The sequence below is a fragment of the Ramlibacter sp. 2FC genome, assembly GCF_005503345.1.
Lineage (GTDB): Bacteria > Pseudomonadota > Gammaproteobacteria > Burkholderiales > Burkholderiaceae_C > SCMQ01.
Map to the genome: position 1 here is coordinate 18,717 of NZ_SCMM01000033.1, position 13,470 is coordinate 32,186.

Annotated in this window: 15 protein-coding genes; 6 read left to right on the forward strand and 9 right to left on the reverse strand. The window is 73.2% G+C overall.

From position 1 onward, the window contains the following. Positions 1-33 precede the first annotated feature (33 nt). Both FFS10_RS14755 and dacB read right to left on the reverse strand, forming a co-directional pair. On the reverse strand, positions 34-1,161 hold the full coding sequence (locus FFS10_RS14755; protein ID WP_137895230.1) for an SGNH/GDSL hydrolase family protein: 1,128 nt from the start codon (positions 1,159-1,161) through the stop codon (positions 34-36). A gap of 81 nt (positions 1,162-1,242) precedes the next feature. Beyond that, positions 1,243-2,679, reverse strand: coding sequence for a D-alanyl-D-alanine carboxypeptidase/D-alanyl-D-alanine endopeptidase (gene dacB, locus FFS10_RS14760; RefSeq protein WP_137895231.1), 1,437 nt, complete (start codon positions 2,677-2,679; stop codon positions 1,243-1,245). A gap of 55 nt (positions 2,680-2,734) precedes the next feature. Between dacB and FFS10_RS14765 the strand changes: the two genes are divergently transcribed. Genes FFS10_RS14765 through FFS10_RS14780 form a run of 4 tightly spaced genes read left to right on the forward strand, consistent with a single transcriptional unit; the run spans position 2,735 to position 5,758 of the window. Further along, the gene (locus FFS10_RS14765) at positions 2,735-3,709 is read left to right on the forward strand and encodes a DMT family transporter (RefSeq protein ID WP_137895232.1); all 975 of its coding nucleotides are present in this window, start codon (positions 2,735-2,737) and stop codon (positions 3,707-3,709) included. Next, positions 3,706-4,473, forward strand: coding sequence for a tRNA (adenosine(37)-N6)-threonylcarbamoyltransferase complex dimerization subunit type 1 TsaB (tsaB, locus tag FFS10_RS14770; RefSeq protein WP_137895233.1), 768 nt, complete (start codon positions 3,706-3,708; stop codon positions 4,471-4,473). Before FFS10_RS14765 ends, tsaB begins: the two co-directional genes overlap by 4 nt. Next, positions 4,470-4,937 (forward strand): ribosomal protein S18-alanine N-acetyltransferase, encoded by a 468-nt coding sequence (gene rimI, locus FFS10_RS14775; RefSeq protein ID WP_137895234.1) that lies wholly within the window; start codon positions 4,470-4,472, stop codon positions 4,935-4,937. Before tsaB ends, rimI begins: the two co-directional genes overlap by 4 nt. Next, positions 4,934-5,758, forward strand: coding sequence for a uracil-DNA glycosylase (locus FFS10_RS14780; protein ID WP_137895235.1), 825 nt, complete (start codon positions 4,934-4,936; stop codon positions 5,756-5,758). The genes rimI and FFS10_RS14780 overlap by 4 nt, the downstream gene beginning before the upstream one ends. Positions 5,759-5,770: 12 nt before the next feature. Here the strand turns inward: FFS10_RS14780 and FFS10_RS14785 are convergent, their stop codons facing one another. The 5 genes from FFS10_RS14785 to FFS10_RS14805 form a co-directional block, all read right to left on the reverse strand. Then, the gene (locus tag FFS10_RS14785) at positions 5,771-7,351 is read right to left on the reverse strand and encodes an MFS transporter (protein ID WP_137895236.1); all 1,581 of its coding nucleotides are present in this window, start codon (positions 7,349-7,351) and stop codon (positions 5,771-5,773) included. A gap of 130 nt (positions 7,352-7,481) precedes the next feature. Then, positions 7,482-7,949 carry a DoxX family protein gene (locus tag FFS10_RS14790; protein WP_137895237.1) on the reverse strand — a complete coding sequence of 156 codons (468 nt, stop codon included), beginning with the start codon at positions 7,947-7,949 and terminating at the stop codon, positions 7,482-7,484. After that, positions 7,946-8,752 (reverse strand): HvfC/BufC family peptide modification chaperone, encoded by an 807-nt coding sequence (locus FFS10_RS14795; RefSeq protein WP_137895238.1) that lies wholly within the window; start codon positions 8,750-8,752, stop codon positions 7,946-7,948. Before FFS10_RS14795 ends, FFS10_RS14790 begins: the two co-directional genes overlap by 4 nt. Further along, a complete protein-coding gene (gene bufB, locus FFS10_RS14800; protein ID WP_137895239.1) occupies positions 8,733-9,617 on the reverse strand; it encodes an MNIO family bufferin maturase in 885 nt (294 codons plus the stop codon). The genes FFS10_RS14795 and bufB overlap by 20 nt, the downstream gene beginning before the upstream one ends. A 4-nt stretch (positions 9,618-9,621) precedes the next feature. Next, positions 9,622-9,933 (reverse strand): BufA1 family periplasmic bufferin-type metallophore, encoded by a 312-nt coding sequence (locus FFS10_RS14805; RefSeq protein ID WP_137895265.1) that lies wholly within the window; start codon positions 9,931-9,933, stop codon positions 9,622-9,624. Positions 9,934-10,128: 195 nt separating this feature from the next. Between FFS10_RS14805 and FFS10_RS14810 the strand changes: the two genes are divergently transcribed. Further along, positions 10,129-10,704 carry a sigma-70 family RNA polymerase sigma factor gene (locus FFS10_RS14810; protein ID WP_137895240.1) on the forward strand — a complete coding sequence of 192 codons (576 nt, stop codon included), beginning with the start codon at positions 10,129-10,131 and terminating at the stop codon, positions 10,702-10,704. Continuing rightward, a complete protein-coding gene (locus FFS10_RS14815) occupies positions 10,701-11,342 on the forward strand; it encodes a DUF1109 domain-containing protein (protein WP_137895241.1) in 642 nt (213 codons plus the stop codon). The genes FFS10_RS14810 and FFS10_RS14815 overlap by 4 nt, the downstream gene beginning before the upstream one ends. 15 nt (positions 11,343-11,357) lie before the next feature. Here the strand turns inward: FFS10_RS14815 and FFS10_RS14820 are convergent, their stop codons facing one another. Together FFS10_RS14820 and FFS10_RS14825 are read right to left on the reverse strand one after the other, a co-directional pair. After that, positions 11,358-12,566: a polysaccharide pyruvyl transferase family protein gene (locus tag FFS10_RS14820; protein WP_137895242.1), complete on the reverse strand. Its 1,209-nt coding sequence runs from the start codon at positions 12,564-12,566 to the stop codon at positions 11,358-11,360. After that, positions 12,563-13,444, reverse strand: coding sequence for a DMT family transporter (locus FFS10_RS14825; RefSeq protein WP_137895243.1), 882 nt, complete (start codon positions 13,442-13,444; stop codon positions 12,563-12,565). Before FFS10_RS14825 ends, FFS10_RS14820 begins: the two co-directional genes overlap by 4 nt. Between the last annotated feature and the right edge of the window lie 26 nt (positions 13,445-13,470).

The window sequence follows — 13,470 nt, forward strand, 5'->3', positions numbered from 1 at the left end:
GGATGGCAGCCGGCCCAAAGCGATTTTAGTCGCTCACAGCCAGCCGGCCTGGGTCATGGCCTGCGACACCTTGAGGGCAAACAGCTGGTGCGCGTAGGGCGTGGGGTGCACCGAATCGGCAAACAGGTAGCGCGACACGTCGCCGGTGATCACGCTGGCCGTGGTGCAGGTCAAGGAATAGCCTTGCAGCGGATTGAGCGGCGAGCTCGTGCTGCAGGCCGGCGTGCTGACGTCGCTCAGGCCGTAGGCAGCGGGTCGGGCCGCCTGGTCGCTGCTGTGCTGGTACAGGTCCACCAGCAGCACGCCTGCCTTGTCCTTCAGGCCCTGCGCCAGGGCCAGGTTGAAGGCGCGGGTCATGGCATCCGTCAGGATCTGGGTGCCGGGCGAGCTGGCCTCGGCGACGACGGCGCTCGGCGTGAGGCTGATGTTGGGCATGTTGGCCACCACCACGCGCTGAGCGCCCCGGCCCAGCAACTGCAGCTGCACCAGGACCGCCAGCTCGCCGCCGGCCACGGCCATGGCGCTCACTGCCTCGCTGGCGGCCTGGGCCGATGCGGTGGCCAGGTCCGTGCCGCCGCCCACGAGCTCGGCCACGCGCGTCGGGATGGCCGTGGCGAGCATGAACAGGTCGTTGTTGCCGGCCTGCACCAGCACCAGCGCCCTGCTGCTGAAATGGCCGCCGCTGGCCGCCAGGTGGTTGGTGATCTGGCTGGCCACCGGCAGCGTGAGCTGGCCCAGTTGGCCGGTGAAGGCCGTGTCGGGATCGGGCGAGCCGAGCAGCGCCGCGTTCCAGGGACCGATGGGGTGGCTGACCCGGGCCCCGCCCTGGCCATAGGCCGTGCAGCCCGGGTGGTTGGCGACGGCTTCCGCGAAGGCCGCGAACGCGCCTGAGGCGTTCAGGCCGGTCTGCGCCGCGCAGGGCGCGGGCAGGCCGAGCTGCTCCGCCAGCTGCTCGACCCAGATCAGCGGGCCGGGACCGTTGACCGTGTACCTGCCGCCGCCGATCGCGGCGATGCCCGCAGTGCGGTAGCTGCCCACGTCGCTCAGGCTGTCGCCGAACGAGACCAGGGTGGCGAAGCGATCGGGGCCGCTTCCGCCGCAGGACGCCAGCAGCAGAGCAGCGGCCAGCGCAGCGAGTTTGGCCCTGAGTGTTGTTCCCATGGTGTTCTCCCCCGGGGCCCATGGTAGGCACAGGGGCACGCGGGCGCTGCCGCTGTTACGCCTTGTTTCGCGCGGCCATCGTCAGGGCGGGTCGCGCACCACCCACTCGACCAGCCGGTCCAGGGCCGCGCGCGCGGCCGGGGCGTTGGGGTGGTTGACCAGCGCGACCAGGCTGTAGCGCCGGCCGCTGCGCCCGGTGACATAGCCCGCCAGGGCGGCCACGTCGCGCAGCGTCCCGGTCTTGAGCCGGGCGTTGCCCAGCACCTCGGGCGCGGCGCCCCGATCGGCCATGCGCGCCACGCCGCCGTCCACGCCGGCCAGTCCCAGCGAACTCTCGAAGGCCGCGGCCTGGGGGCCGGCTGCCGCGCGCTGCAGCAGGGCCGTGAGCGCGGCGGCGCTGCTGTGCCCCTGGCGCGACAGGCCCGAGCCGTTGTCCAGCTCGGGCTGCGGCTGCCCGTCCAGGCGCTGGCGCCACCAGTCCTGCAGGCGCAGCCGCGAGGCCTCGAAGCTGCCCCGGCCCTCGGCCGCGCTGGACAGCGTGAGGAACAGTTGCTGCGCCATCACGTTGTTGGAGAACTTGTTGACGTCGGCCACGATCTCGGCCAGCGGCAGCGAGGGCGCGCTGACCCACAGGCGCGCACCGGGCGGGGTGGGGGCCTCGCGCACCCGGCCCGTCAGGCGGCCGCCGGCGGCCTGCCACATGGCCTGGACCACGCGCCGGGCGTAGCTGCGCGGATCGACATAGGCCACGGGCCAGCGCTGCTCGCCGCAGGCGGCCGGGTAGCGGCCGGCAAAGCGCACCCGCTGCGGGCTCGAGAAATCGGCGCGCAGCGCGCTGCGCCAGTCCCTGCAGGGGCCGGCCGCCAGGCCGAGCTCGGCCGGGATCTCCACGCCCGCGATCGGCGGCTCGCTCGCGACCAGGGCGCGCGCGCCGGCCGGGTCGGGCGTGAAGGTGAAGATCAGCGCCTTGAAGTTCAGCAGCAGGCCGTCGGGCGCCGCGTTGTAGGGGCGCAGCGGCTCCTCGTCGAAGGCCGCCGGGTCGTGCTCGGGCAGCTCGAACACGCTGCGGTCGAGCAGGATGTCGCCGCGCACCTCCTGCACGCCGCGCGCGATCACCTCGCGCAGCAGCGCGTCCAGCCGCTCCAGCACCAGCTTGGGGTCGCCGCTGCCGCGCAGCACCAGGTCGCCCTCGAGCACCCCGCCTGCCACCGGGCCGTCGACGTAGACGCGGTTGGTCCAGGTGAAATCCGGGCCCAGCAGCTCCAGCGCGGCGTAGGTGGTGACCAGCTTCAGCACCGAGGCCGGGTTCATGGCGGCATCGGGGCGGTGCGCCAGGCGCGGTGCGGGCAGGGAGGTTGGCGCGGCGGGATCGGGCAGCGGCGCGACCAGCACGCTGACCGCCTCGCTCGGCACGCCGGCGCGCGCCAGGCCCTGGGCGAACTCGGCCGGCAGCGCGCCCTGGGCCCAGACCGGCAGGGCCAGGGCCAGCCATCCCAGGAGGGTCCAGCAATGCCTCATGGGGTCAGTCTACCCGGGCCCGGCGCCGCGCCGACCGCCGGCGGATAATCGCGGCATGCGTTTTTCTGCCAGGACCGTGGGCCTTGCCGCCGCTGTCGTCACGGTCTTCATCTGGACCTCCTTCATCATCATCACCCGGGCCTCGGCCGGCCGCACGCTCACGCCTTTCGATATCGCGCTGGCGCGCATCGTGGGCGCCTCCAGCGTGCTGCTGCCCTGGGGCGCCTGGCTGGTGCGCTCGGCGCGGCGCCGGGGCGGCGGCAAGTCCTCGCTGTTCGGCTTGTCGCCACTGCCGCTGCGCGTCACGGCCGTCACCGGCCTGTTCGGCGGCCTGCTCTATGCGCTGCTGGCCTACACCGGCTTCTTCTACGCACCGGCCGCCCATGCTTCGGTGCTGATGCCCGGCAGCCTGCCGCTGTGGACCGCCCTGCTGGCCGTTCTGGTGCTGCGCGAGCGCCTCACGCCGGCGCGCGCCCTGGGCCTGGCCTGCATCGTCGCGGGCGACCTGCTGGTGGGCGGCGCCAGCCTGCTCAAGGCCTTCGATGGGGGCGAGGTCTGGAAGGGCGACCTGCTGTTCATGTCGGCCGCGATCTGCTGGGCCGGCTACAGCGTGCTGGCGCGCCGCTTCGGGCTGGACGCCGTGCGCGCGACCATCGCCATCACCGCCTTCGCCTTCGTGAGCTATGTGCCGGCCTATGCGCTGCTGGTGCTGTCCGGCCAGGTGGCCAGCCAGCTGGCCGCCGCGCCCTGGGGCGAGATCTTGTTCCAGGTGCTGTTCCAGGGCCTGGGCTCGGTGGTGGTCTCGGGCATCGCGTTCACGCAGATGATCCGCTACTTCGGACCGGTGCGCTCGACCATGATCACGGCCCTGGTGCCCGGCCTGTCGGCCCTGGGCGCCGTGCTGTGGCTGGGCGAGCCGCTGTCGGCGCCCCTGCTGGCCGGTCTGGCGCTGGTGACGGCGGGCATCCTGTTCGGCGTGCGCGCGGCGCGGCCGGCGCCGACCGCAGGCCGCGCCATGGAGGCCCGATGACGCGCCCCGACCCCGCCGCCTGGCCCCGGCTGCTGGCCTTCGACACCAGCACCGAATACCTGTCGGTCGCCGTGCAGCACGGCGCGCGGGTCTGGTCCCACCATGGCGCCGGCGGCGCGCAGGCCTCGGCGGCCCTGATCCCGGCCTGCCAGACGCTGCTGGCCCAGGCCGGGCTGGGCCTGGCCGAGCTCGACGCCATCGTGTTCGGCCATGGCCCCGGCGCCTTTACCGGCCTGCGTACCGCCTGCGCTGTGGCCCAGGGCCTGGCCTTCGGCGCCGGCCGGCCGGTGCTGCCGGTCGACACCCTGCTGGCCGTGGCCGAGGCCGCACGCGCCCAGCTGGCACCCGAGGCGCAGGCGGGCCTGCGCGTGCTGGCCCTGCTCGACGCGCGCATGGACGAGGTCTACAGCGCCGCCTACGCCTGGGACGGCCGGCAGTGGCTGCCGCGCGCCGAGCTGGCCGTGGGCCGGCCCGAGACCGTGCTCGTTCCCGACGCGGCGCCGGGCTGGGCGCTGGCCGGCAATGCCTTCGCGGCCTACGGCGAGCGCCTGCCGCCCGGGCTGCCGCGCATCGAGGCCCTGCCTACGGCCGAGGCCTTGCTGCGCCTGGCGCCCGCCCTGCTGGCGGCCGGCCAGGCCGTGCCGGCCGCGCAGGCCATGCCGCGCTACATTCGCGATAAAGTCGCACAGACCACCGAGGAGCGCGCCGCCGCCAAGGCCGCCCATCCCGGCCCCCCCAGCCTACCGAGCCATCGTCCCGCATGAGCGCCGTCCTGCAGCCCGTCGAAGCCCGTTTCGAGCCGCTCACGCCCGAGCGCCTGGAGGCGGTGCTGGCCGTCGAGCAGGTCGCCTACAGCCATCCCTGGTCGCGCGGCAACTTCATCGACACCCTGGCCTCGGGCTACCAGGCCCAGCTGCTGCTGGCCGACGAGCAGCTGCTGGGCTATTTCGTCGCCATGAAGGGCGTGGACGAGGTGCACCTGCTCAACATCACCGTGGCGCCGGCCTTCCAGCGCCAGGGCTGGGCCCATGTGATGCTCGACGCGCTGGCGCTGTGGTCGCGCGGCCAGGGCGCGCAATGGCTGTGGCTGGAGGTGCGCGTGGGCAACCAGCGCGCGCTCGAGGTCTACGAGCGCCATGGTTTTCGCCGCGTCGGCCTGCGCCGCGCCTACTACCCGGCCGGCCAAGGCCAGCGCGAGGACGCGGTGGTGATGAGCCTGAAGCTATGAGCGAAGCCACGCGATTCGAACTCGACGAACGCCAGCGCGCCATGTTGGCCGAGATGGGCGTGCGCGTCTGGCAGCCGGCCGCGCCGGCGCCGCAGCAGGGCAGCGCCGTGGCGGCTCCGGTCGAGGCGCCGCTGCGAGCGCCCCGCGTCGCTGCTCCGGTGCCGCCCGCGATGCAGGCCTTGTCCGTCGAGGCGCCCGTGCGTCCTGCCGCCGAGCCGGCGGCGCGCGCCCCGCGCCCCACCGGCGTCGAGTCCATGGACTGGACCGAGCTGGAGCAGGCCGTGGCCGCTTGCCAGGCCTGCGGCCTGTGCGCCAGCCGCAAGAACACCGTGTTCGGGGTCGGCGATACACAGGCGCGCTGGATGGTGGTCGGCGAGGCCCCGGGCGAGAAGGAGGACCTGCAGGGCGAGCCCTTCGTCGGCCCGGCCGGCCAGCTGCTGGACAACATGCTCAAGGCCCTAGGCCTGAGCCGCCAGGCCCAGGGCGGGCAGGGCGTCTACATCGCCAACGTGCTCAAGTGCCGCCCGCCGGCCAACCGCAACCCCGAGCCGGCCGAGGTGGCGCAGTGCGAGCCCTTCCTGCGCCGCCAGGTGGCCCTGGTGCAGCCGCGCATCATCCTGGCCATGGGGCGCTTTGCCGTGCAGTCGCTATTGCAGACCAGCGAGCCCATCGGCCGCCTGCGCGGGCGCGTGCACAGCTACCAGGGCGTTCCGGTGGTCGTGACCTACCACCCGGCCTACCTGCTGCGCAACCTGCCCGACAAGGCCAAGGCCTGGGCCGACCTGTGCCTGGCGCTGGAGCTGGTGCGGCAGCAGGGCTGAGCGCTTCAGCGCTCAGCGTTCGGCGATGTAGTGCGACATGCGGGCGCTCTCGCCCGGCGCGAGGAAGCGCCGCACCTCGGCTTCCAGCGTCTGGTCGGCCACGGTGGCGCGGGCGCGCTGGTGCAGGTAGTCGGCCCAGGAGGTCACGATGAAGCGCTCGACGTAGCGCAGGGGCTGGCCCAGGTCCTTGTAGACACGCCAGAAGGTGGCGCCGTCGCGCCGGCGCGGGGCCTTGAGGTGGCTCACGGCGTCGAGAAAGGCGCGCTCCTCGCCGGCGCGTATGCGGTAGGCGATCTCCACCGCCACCGGGCCGGCGTCGGGGCTGGGCTCGGCCGTCACGAACAGGTCTTCCCAGGGCTGGGCCTGGGTCACCTCGTGCGCCGCGCCCATGCGCAGCGGCAGCGGCCGGTTCAGCAGCAGGCCGGTGGCCATCAGCGTTGCCGCGAGCATCAGCGCCACGCTCAGGCCGGCCACGTCGGACAGCGCGCCCCAGAAGCCGGAGCCCAGGGCGAACGCGCCCAGCGAGGCCACGATGTGCAGCGCCACCGCGCGCGAGCGCACCCAGGGCGGCGCGCTGGCCTGGGTGGCGGTGTTGAAGGTGGACATGGCGCTCATCCAGGCCGCGCCGCCCAGCGCCATGGCCAGGTAGACCAGCAGCGGCGTGCGCACCAAGGCGGCCACCAGCATCACCGAGGCGAAGCTCACGCAGCTCGCGTTCACGATGGCGTCCAGGCCGAAGCGCGCGCGCAGCCGGCCGATCACCAGCCCGGCGGCCACCGCACCCGTGCCCAGGCAGCCCATGAGCAGGCCGAAGCCCTCGGCGCCGGCGCCGAGCTGGCGCTGGGCGATGATGGGCAGCAGGGCCCACAGGGCCGAACCGGCTCCGCTGAAGGCCATGGCGCGCACCAGTTGGGCCAGGATCATGCGCGAGTGCCAGGCAAAGCGCAGCCCGCTCAGCGTGCCGCTCCACAGCCGCTCGGCCGGCAGGCGCGTGGGCGGATGGGCGCGCGGCGGCCAGCGGCGTATCGACTCCCACATCACCAGGGTGGTGAGCACCGTGCTGGCGAACACCCAGCCCGCGCCCAGCCAGGCGAACAGCAGGCCGGCCAGCGTGGGACCCAGGGCGCGCGCGGCGTTGTAGGCGATGCCTATGGTGGTGATGGCCTGCGGCCACTCGTCGCGCGGCACGGGGTCGACCACCGAGGAGTTCCAGGCCGGCGTGAGCACCGCGGTGCAGCAGCCGCAGACGAACACCAGCAGCAGCACCGAAGCCGGCCCGCCCCCGCCGGCCAGCACCAGCAGGGCCAGCAGGGCACAGGCCGCGACCTGGGCCAGCAGTGCCGCGGAGATCAGGCGCCGGCGGTCGGTGGTGTCGGCCAGCACGCCCGCCGGCAGCGCCAGCAGGAACATGGGCAGGAAGACCGCGGTCTGCACCAGCGCGGCCAGGAAGGAGGAGCCGCTGAGCTCGACCATCAGCCAGGCGGCCGCCATGGACTGCATGCCGTTGCCGATGAAGAAGACGGCGCCGCAGAGCCACAGGCCGCGGAAGGCGGGTTTGCGCAGCGGGCTCCAGATCGTGGCGGCGGATGACATGGTGGGCCATTATTCATCAGGCCCACCGCCTGCTGCGCGACCTCGGACCGGCGCCGGGCCGAAGCGTCATGCCTCGGAACGTGCATGGCGCGAGCCCGGCGAGGACACGCAGTGCCGAACGTGGGGCCTGTCAGGACTCGCCGAGCCAGCGCTTGCGCACCAGCGCGTCGATCGACAGCCCGCCCGCGCCGCGCGCCAGCAGCACCCACAGCATGGCAGCCCATTGCAGATGGGTGGGCCAGGCCTGGGGATAGACGAAGGTCTGGATCACGGCCGTCATGCCCAGCAGCACGGCGGCCGCCGGCCGCGTCGCCAGGCCCAGCACCAGCAGCACCGGCGCGCTCAGCTCGATGGACACCGCCATGTAGGCCGCGAGCTCGGGCGGCAGCAGCGGCACGCGGTACTCGTCGGCGAACAGCGCGAGCGCCGTGTCCCAGCTGGCCAGCTTGCTCATGGCCGAGTTCCAGAACACCGTGGCCACCGCGAAGCGCAGCGGCAGGGCGAGCAGGGCGTAAGGGGTGGCGTCCAGCCAGCCCAGGACGCGCGCGGCCAGGGCCACGAGGCGGCTGCGTTCGGTCAGGGCAAGGATGTGGTTCATGTCGGACTCCTGAAGTCGGAATTGGGGTCGCAGGGCGGCGCCAGCTCGAAGCCGGCCAGCCGTCCCCGGCTCAGCAGCTCGGCCAGGGTGGCCGCTGCGTGATCGCCTGCATGCTCGGCCAGCGCCAGGCCCAGCGGGCGCCCCGCGCACAGAACCTGCACCAGGCGCCAGCGCGGCTCGTCCAGGCGCAGCACCTCGACGCCCGCGGGCCCGCGCTGCACCAGCAGCCAGGCCGGGCCGCTGGCCAGGTCCAGGGCGGCGAGTGCCGCATCGTCCTCGTCGAGCACGGCGCGCCAGATCGCGTCGGCGGGAAAGCTGCAGGCGACCAGGCCCAGCGAGGGCTGGGGCGTGAAGCGGATGCGCGCCTGCGCGTCCGCGCCAACCGCCGCCAGGGCGGCGGGGTCCAGCGGGTCCGCGTCGGGCGCATGCAGGGCGCGGCTGACGGCCCATTCCAGCCGCGCCACCTCGGCCAGATAGGGCAGGGCGGCGGCCGGCGCGAAGCGCTCGAGAAAACCGGGGAACTCGGCGCCGAACTCGTCCAGCCAGCTGCTGCGCGGCGGCGCGCCGGCGATGAAGTCGCGCGCGGCGGCCTCGAAGAAATCGGCGCCGACCAGCCGCTCCACGGCCGGGAAGGACAGGCGCAGCGCCCGCACCAGGGTCTGGCCGAAGGTGTTGCGATAGACCGCCAGCCGCTGCCGCGGCGCCAGGCCCGCGCTCACCACGTGCCGGCCGGCCTCTGCGTCCTCGCCTTCGACCATGCTGCGCCGCAGGGACTGCTGCAGCTCAAGCAGGGAGGGTGTCATGACTTGCTCCTTGCCCCTGCTGCGCCAGCCGGTGGTCGGCCTGCGCCGCCTCGGCCAACAGCACCGGTAGCGGTGGAATGTCGGTGTCCCACTCGATCAAGGTCGGCTGCGCGCCGAAGCGCGCCAGTGCCTGTTCGTACAGGGCCCAGACCTCGGGGGCCACGCGCGAGCCGTGGTCGTCTATGCGCAGCTGGGCGCCGCCCTCCAGCGTCGTGAGCGCGTGCCCCGCCAGATGGATCTCGGCGATCGCCTGGGGCGGCAGCGCGTCGAGGTAGGCCAGGGCGTCCCAGCCGTGGTTGCAGGCGCTGACGAAGACGTTGTTGACGTCGCAGAGGATGCCGCAGCCGGTGCGCGCCGCGACGGCTGCCAGGAACTGCGCTTCGGGAATCGTCGAATGGGCGAACTGCAGGTAGGAAGACGGGTTCTCGACCAGGATGGTGCGCACCAGCCGCTCCTGAACCTGGTCTACATGGCGGCAGACCACGGCCAGCGCTTCTTCGGTCATGGGCAGAGGCAGCAGGTCGGCGAGGTAGGTCTGGCCGGCCATGCTCCACGACAGGTGCTCGGAGACCAGGGCCGGTTCCATGCGCTCGGCCAGCTGCGCGAGCCGCTCCAGATGCGCCTTGTCCAGCCCCTCGGCGCTGCCCAGCGACAGGCCCACGCCGTGCAGCGAGACCGGGTAGTCCTGCCGCAACTGCTGCAGCACGCGCAGCGGCTGGCCGCCGCCCATGTAGTTCTCGGCATGGACCTCGAGCCAGCCGACCGTGGGGCGCTGTTCGAGGAAGGCCTGGTGGTGCGGGAAACGCAGGCCCACCCCCGCCACGGGGGGCAGCGAAGTGCACGAAGTGACGGGCGTGGGGGCCATGGCATCAGGCGGCCTTGAGCTTGCCGCCCGCGATCTTGCCGCACACGCCGGCCGGCACCAGCACGAAGGACTTGGCGTCGCGCGCCTGGGTCGCCTGGCCGGCGCAGGAATGCACGCCCTCGGCGCAGTCGTTCTTCGCGGCGGCGTTGATGCCGTAGCATTTCTCGAGCTTGTCCTTGGCCATCTTCTCCATGTTTTCCTTGACGATGGGCGGCATGTCCTTCATGCCCTGGGCCTGGGCGGCAACGCCGTTCATGGCGAGCACCAGGCCGAGCGCGGTCGACAGCGCGGTGGAGGCGAACAGGCGCTTGTCCATGGCAGGGGCTTCGATACGGGTGTTCATGTGCTGACTCCGGTTCAATCAATGAGGGTTGAGGATTCAGACCGGGGCCGTCACGCGGTGGCGGCACCGGTCTGAGCTGTAGTTCGATGGAACCCGGCCGCGGGTTACAGGTCGGAGCACAATCCGCGACAAGTATTTTTTTCGCCCGCGCTGTAACCCCTGGCCGACATGGAACGAACCACAGAGACAGACGCCCGCTTCGCAGAGCCCGAGCGCCAGCTGCACGGGCTGCTGGTGCAGGGTCTGGGCGGCGACGCGGCGGCCTACCACCGCTTCCTGAAAGCGCTGAGCGCGCACCTGCGCGCCTATTTCAGAAAGCGGCTGTTCCAGCGAACCGACGAAGTAGAGGACCTCGTGCAAGAAACACTGCTCGCGGTGCACAACCAGCGCCACACCTACCGGCCGGACCAGCCGCTGACGGCCTGGGTGCACGCGATCGCGCGCTACAAGCTGGTCGATCTGCTGCGCGCGCGCGCCTCGCACGAGGCACTCAACGACCCGCTGGACGACGAGCTCGACTTGTTCGCCAGCTCCGACACCGAGGCGGCCGAGGCCAGGAAGGACCTCGGCAAGCTGCTTTCCAGCCTGCCCGAGCGGCAGCGCCTGCCCATCGTGCATGTCAAGCTCGAGGGCCTGTCGGTGCTCGAGACCGCGCAGCTCACGGGCATGTCCGAATCGGCGGTCAAGGTCGGCGTGCACCGGGGCCTGAAGGCGCTGGCGGCCTTGATCAGGGGACGCGCATGAAGACCGACGATCTGCTCTCCCTGCTGGCGGCCCAGGCCGCGCCGGTGCCGGCGCATGCCGTGGGCCGGCGCTTCGCCTGGGCCCTGGGCTGCGGCCTGCCGGCGGCCGTCCTGCTGCTGGCCCTCACGCTGGGCCTGCGCGCCGACCTGGCGCAGGCCGCGGGCGGGATGATGTTCTGGATGAAGCTGCTGTTTGCCGGCAGCCTGGCGCTGGCCGGGCTGGCGGCGGCCGAGCGCCTGGGCCGCCCCGGCATGCGCCTGGGGCCGCTGTGGGCGGCGCTGGCCGCACCGCTGCTGCTGGTGTGGCTGGCCGGCGCCGTCAGCCTGCTGCAGGCCGAGCCGGCCGAGCGCGCCGCGCTGCTGCTGGGCAGCACCTGGCGCAGCTGCCCGTTCAACATCGCGCTGATCTCGCTGCCGCTGTTCGTGGCCATGTTCTGGGCCATGAAGGGTCTGGCGCCCACCCGCCTGGCCCTGGCGGGTGCCGGCGCAGGCCTGCTGTCGGGCGCACTGGGGGCCCTGGTCTATGCCCTGCACTGCCCGGAGTCGGCCGCGCCCTTCCTGGCGGTCTGGTACGTGGTGGGCATGGCCATCCCCACCCTGGCCGGCGCCCTGCTCGGGCCGCGGCTGTTGCGCTGGTAGGGCGCCGCGGTGCGCTCAAGAGGCGCAGCAGAGCGCCGCGAAGCCCGCGCGGTAGCGCGCCGCCAACTCTTGGGCTTGGCGCCGCAGCAGGGCGGGATCGCTGGCCAGGGACTGGGCCATGGCCTGGGCCAGGTCCGCGACCGGCGCCACCGTGGGCAGGCCCGGCGCCTCCCAGGTGGCGGCATAGGCCGCCTGCTTGACGCCCGCCTCCGGGCCCGGCGGGCGCAGGTTCAGGCGCGGCAGGGCGAAGGCCATGGCGACGATGCGGCCGTGCAGGCTGCTGCCCGCATAGCCGCGGCTGCCGGCGATCAGGGCGCAGATGTCCCACAGCTGGAGTGACTCGAACACCCGCACGGCCGGCTGGGGCAGGCGCGCCGCCAGGCGCTGCAGCAGCGCCAGGTCGTCGTGCCAGGGCGCGGCGCCGGCGCGAAACAGCGCCAGGCCCAGGCCGGTGGCCGCAGCGAGCCGCTCTAGCTGGTCGGCCAGAGCCGCCAGCGTGGCGTCGTCGCCGAACTCGGCGCTCAGCTGCAAGGCCAGATAGCCCTGGGGAAAGGCCGTGCGCGCGGCCGCGGGCTCTCCTTGCTGCAGGCGCTCGCGGATCGCCGGGCCGAACAGCTCGGCCACCAGCGCGGCCGGGTCGGGCAGCAGGGCAGGGGCCAGGCCGGCGGCCTGCAGCTGGGCCTGGGTCTGCAGGTCGCGCACGCCCAGCGCGTCGGCCGCGCGCAGCTTGGCCAGCACCTCGGCGCGCAGCGCCGGGCTGCGACGCGCCAGGTCCACGCCGCCCACGGCGTTGTAGATCACGCGGCCGGCGCGCGGGAACAGCGCGCGCGACAGGGTGTAGGGCGCTCGGTCCGCAAGGCCCAGGCTGCGGCGTACCCAGGCCTGCCGGGCCCGCGGCCGGGCCTCGAGGTAGGCGATGGTGGGCTGCGCCTGCTCGGGCGGCAGCAGCATCACCGCGGCCTGCCAGGCCTCGCAGCTCAGCAGCTCGCCGCCCACGTGCATCAGCTCGATCGGGCGCTCGCTCCATTGCTCGGCCAGGGGAGCTATGGCTTGGACCCGGTGGCCTCCAAAGGGGCGCAGGTCGCGCTCGGCCAGGCCGGCAAGCAGCAGCTCCCGGCCCGGCAGCAGGGTGGCGGCGACATGGGGAAACAGCAGGTCGCCGAAATTGTGGCGGTCGAAGGCGCCGAACAGCAGCAGGGGCGGCTTGGGCGCGGCGGGGTTCATGGCCGGCGCGCCGGCCACAGCACCGAGGCGATGGCCACCACCATCAGGCCGACGGCCGTCCAGTCCTGCCAGTGCAGCCGCTCGCCCAGCCACAACGCGCCGCTGAACACGCCCAGCACAGGGATGAACATCACGCTCAGCGTCGAGGCCAGCGGCGGCAGGCTGCGCGCGAGGAAGAACCAGGCGGCATGGGCAAAGCCGAAGATCACCACGGCGTTGTAGGCGATCGCACCCCAGTTGGCGGTGCCCGGTGCCTGCCAGGAGCCGCGCTCGAACAGCAGGGCCAGCACCGTCATCACGCAGGCGGTCAGGGCCGTCATCCAGAACGCGATGGTCGGCGTCGCCACGGGGATGCGGGTGCGGCGCAGCAGCTGCGTGCCCAGGGCCCAGGTGGCGGCCGCCACCAGCGCCAGCAGCACGCCCAGGGGTCTGCCACCGAGGTTGGCGAACTCATGCCACAGCAGGAGCAGCACGCCCAGCGCCGCGGCGCCCACGCCGCCCCAGCCGCGCGGCCGCAGCCGGTCGCCGAAGCACAGGGCGCCGAGCAGGGCCGAGAAGATGGGCATGGTGTAGCCCAGGATGGCGGCGCGCCCGCTGGACAGCGACTTGAGCGCGATGATCATGAGGGCGTGCCAGACGAACATGTTGAACAGGGCCAGCCGCAGCAGCTCGCGCCAGTGCTCGCGCGGCAGCTGGAACGGCACCCGCATCCAGGCCATGGCCGCGCCCAGCACCGGCAGGCCCAGCCACAGCGAGAGGGTGCGAAAGCTCAGCGGCGGGAAGTCCGTCACGCCCAGCTTCATGATGGGCCAGTTGATGCCCCAGACCAGGGTCAGGAGCACGAGCGTGGTCAGCTGCTGTCGGGAGAGCGCTTGCATGGGGGCGATTCTGCGTCGAACCGTAA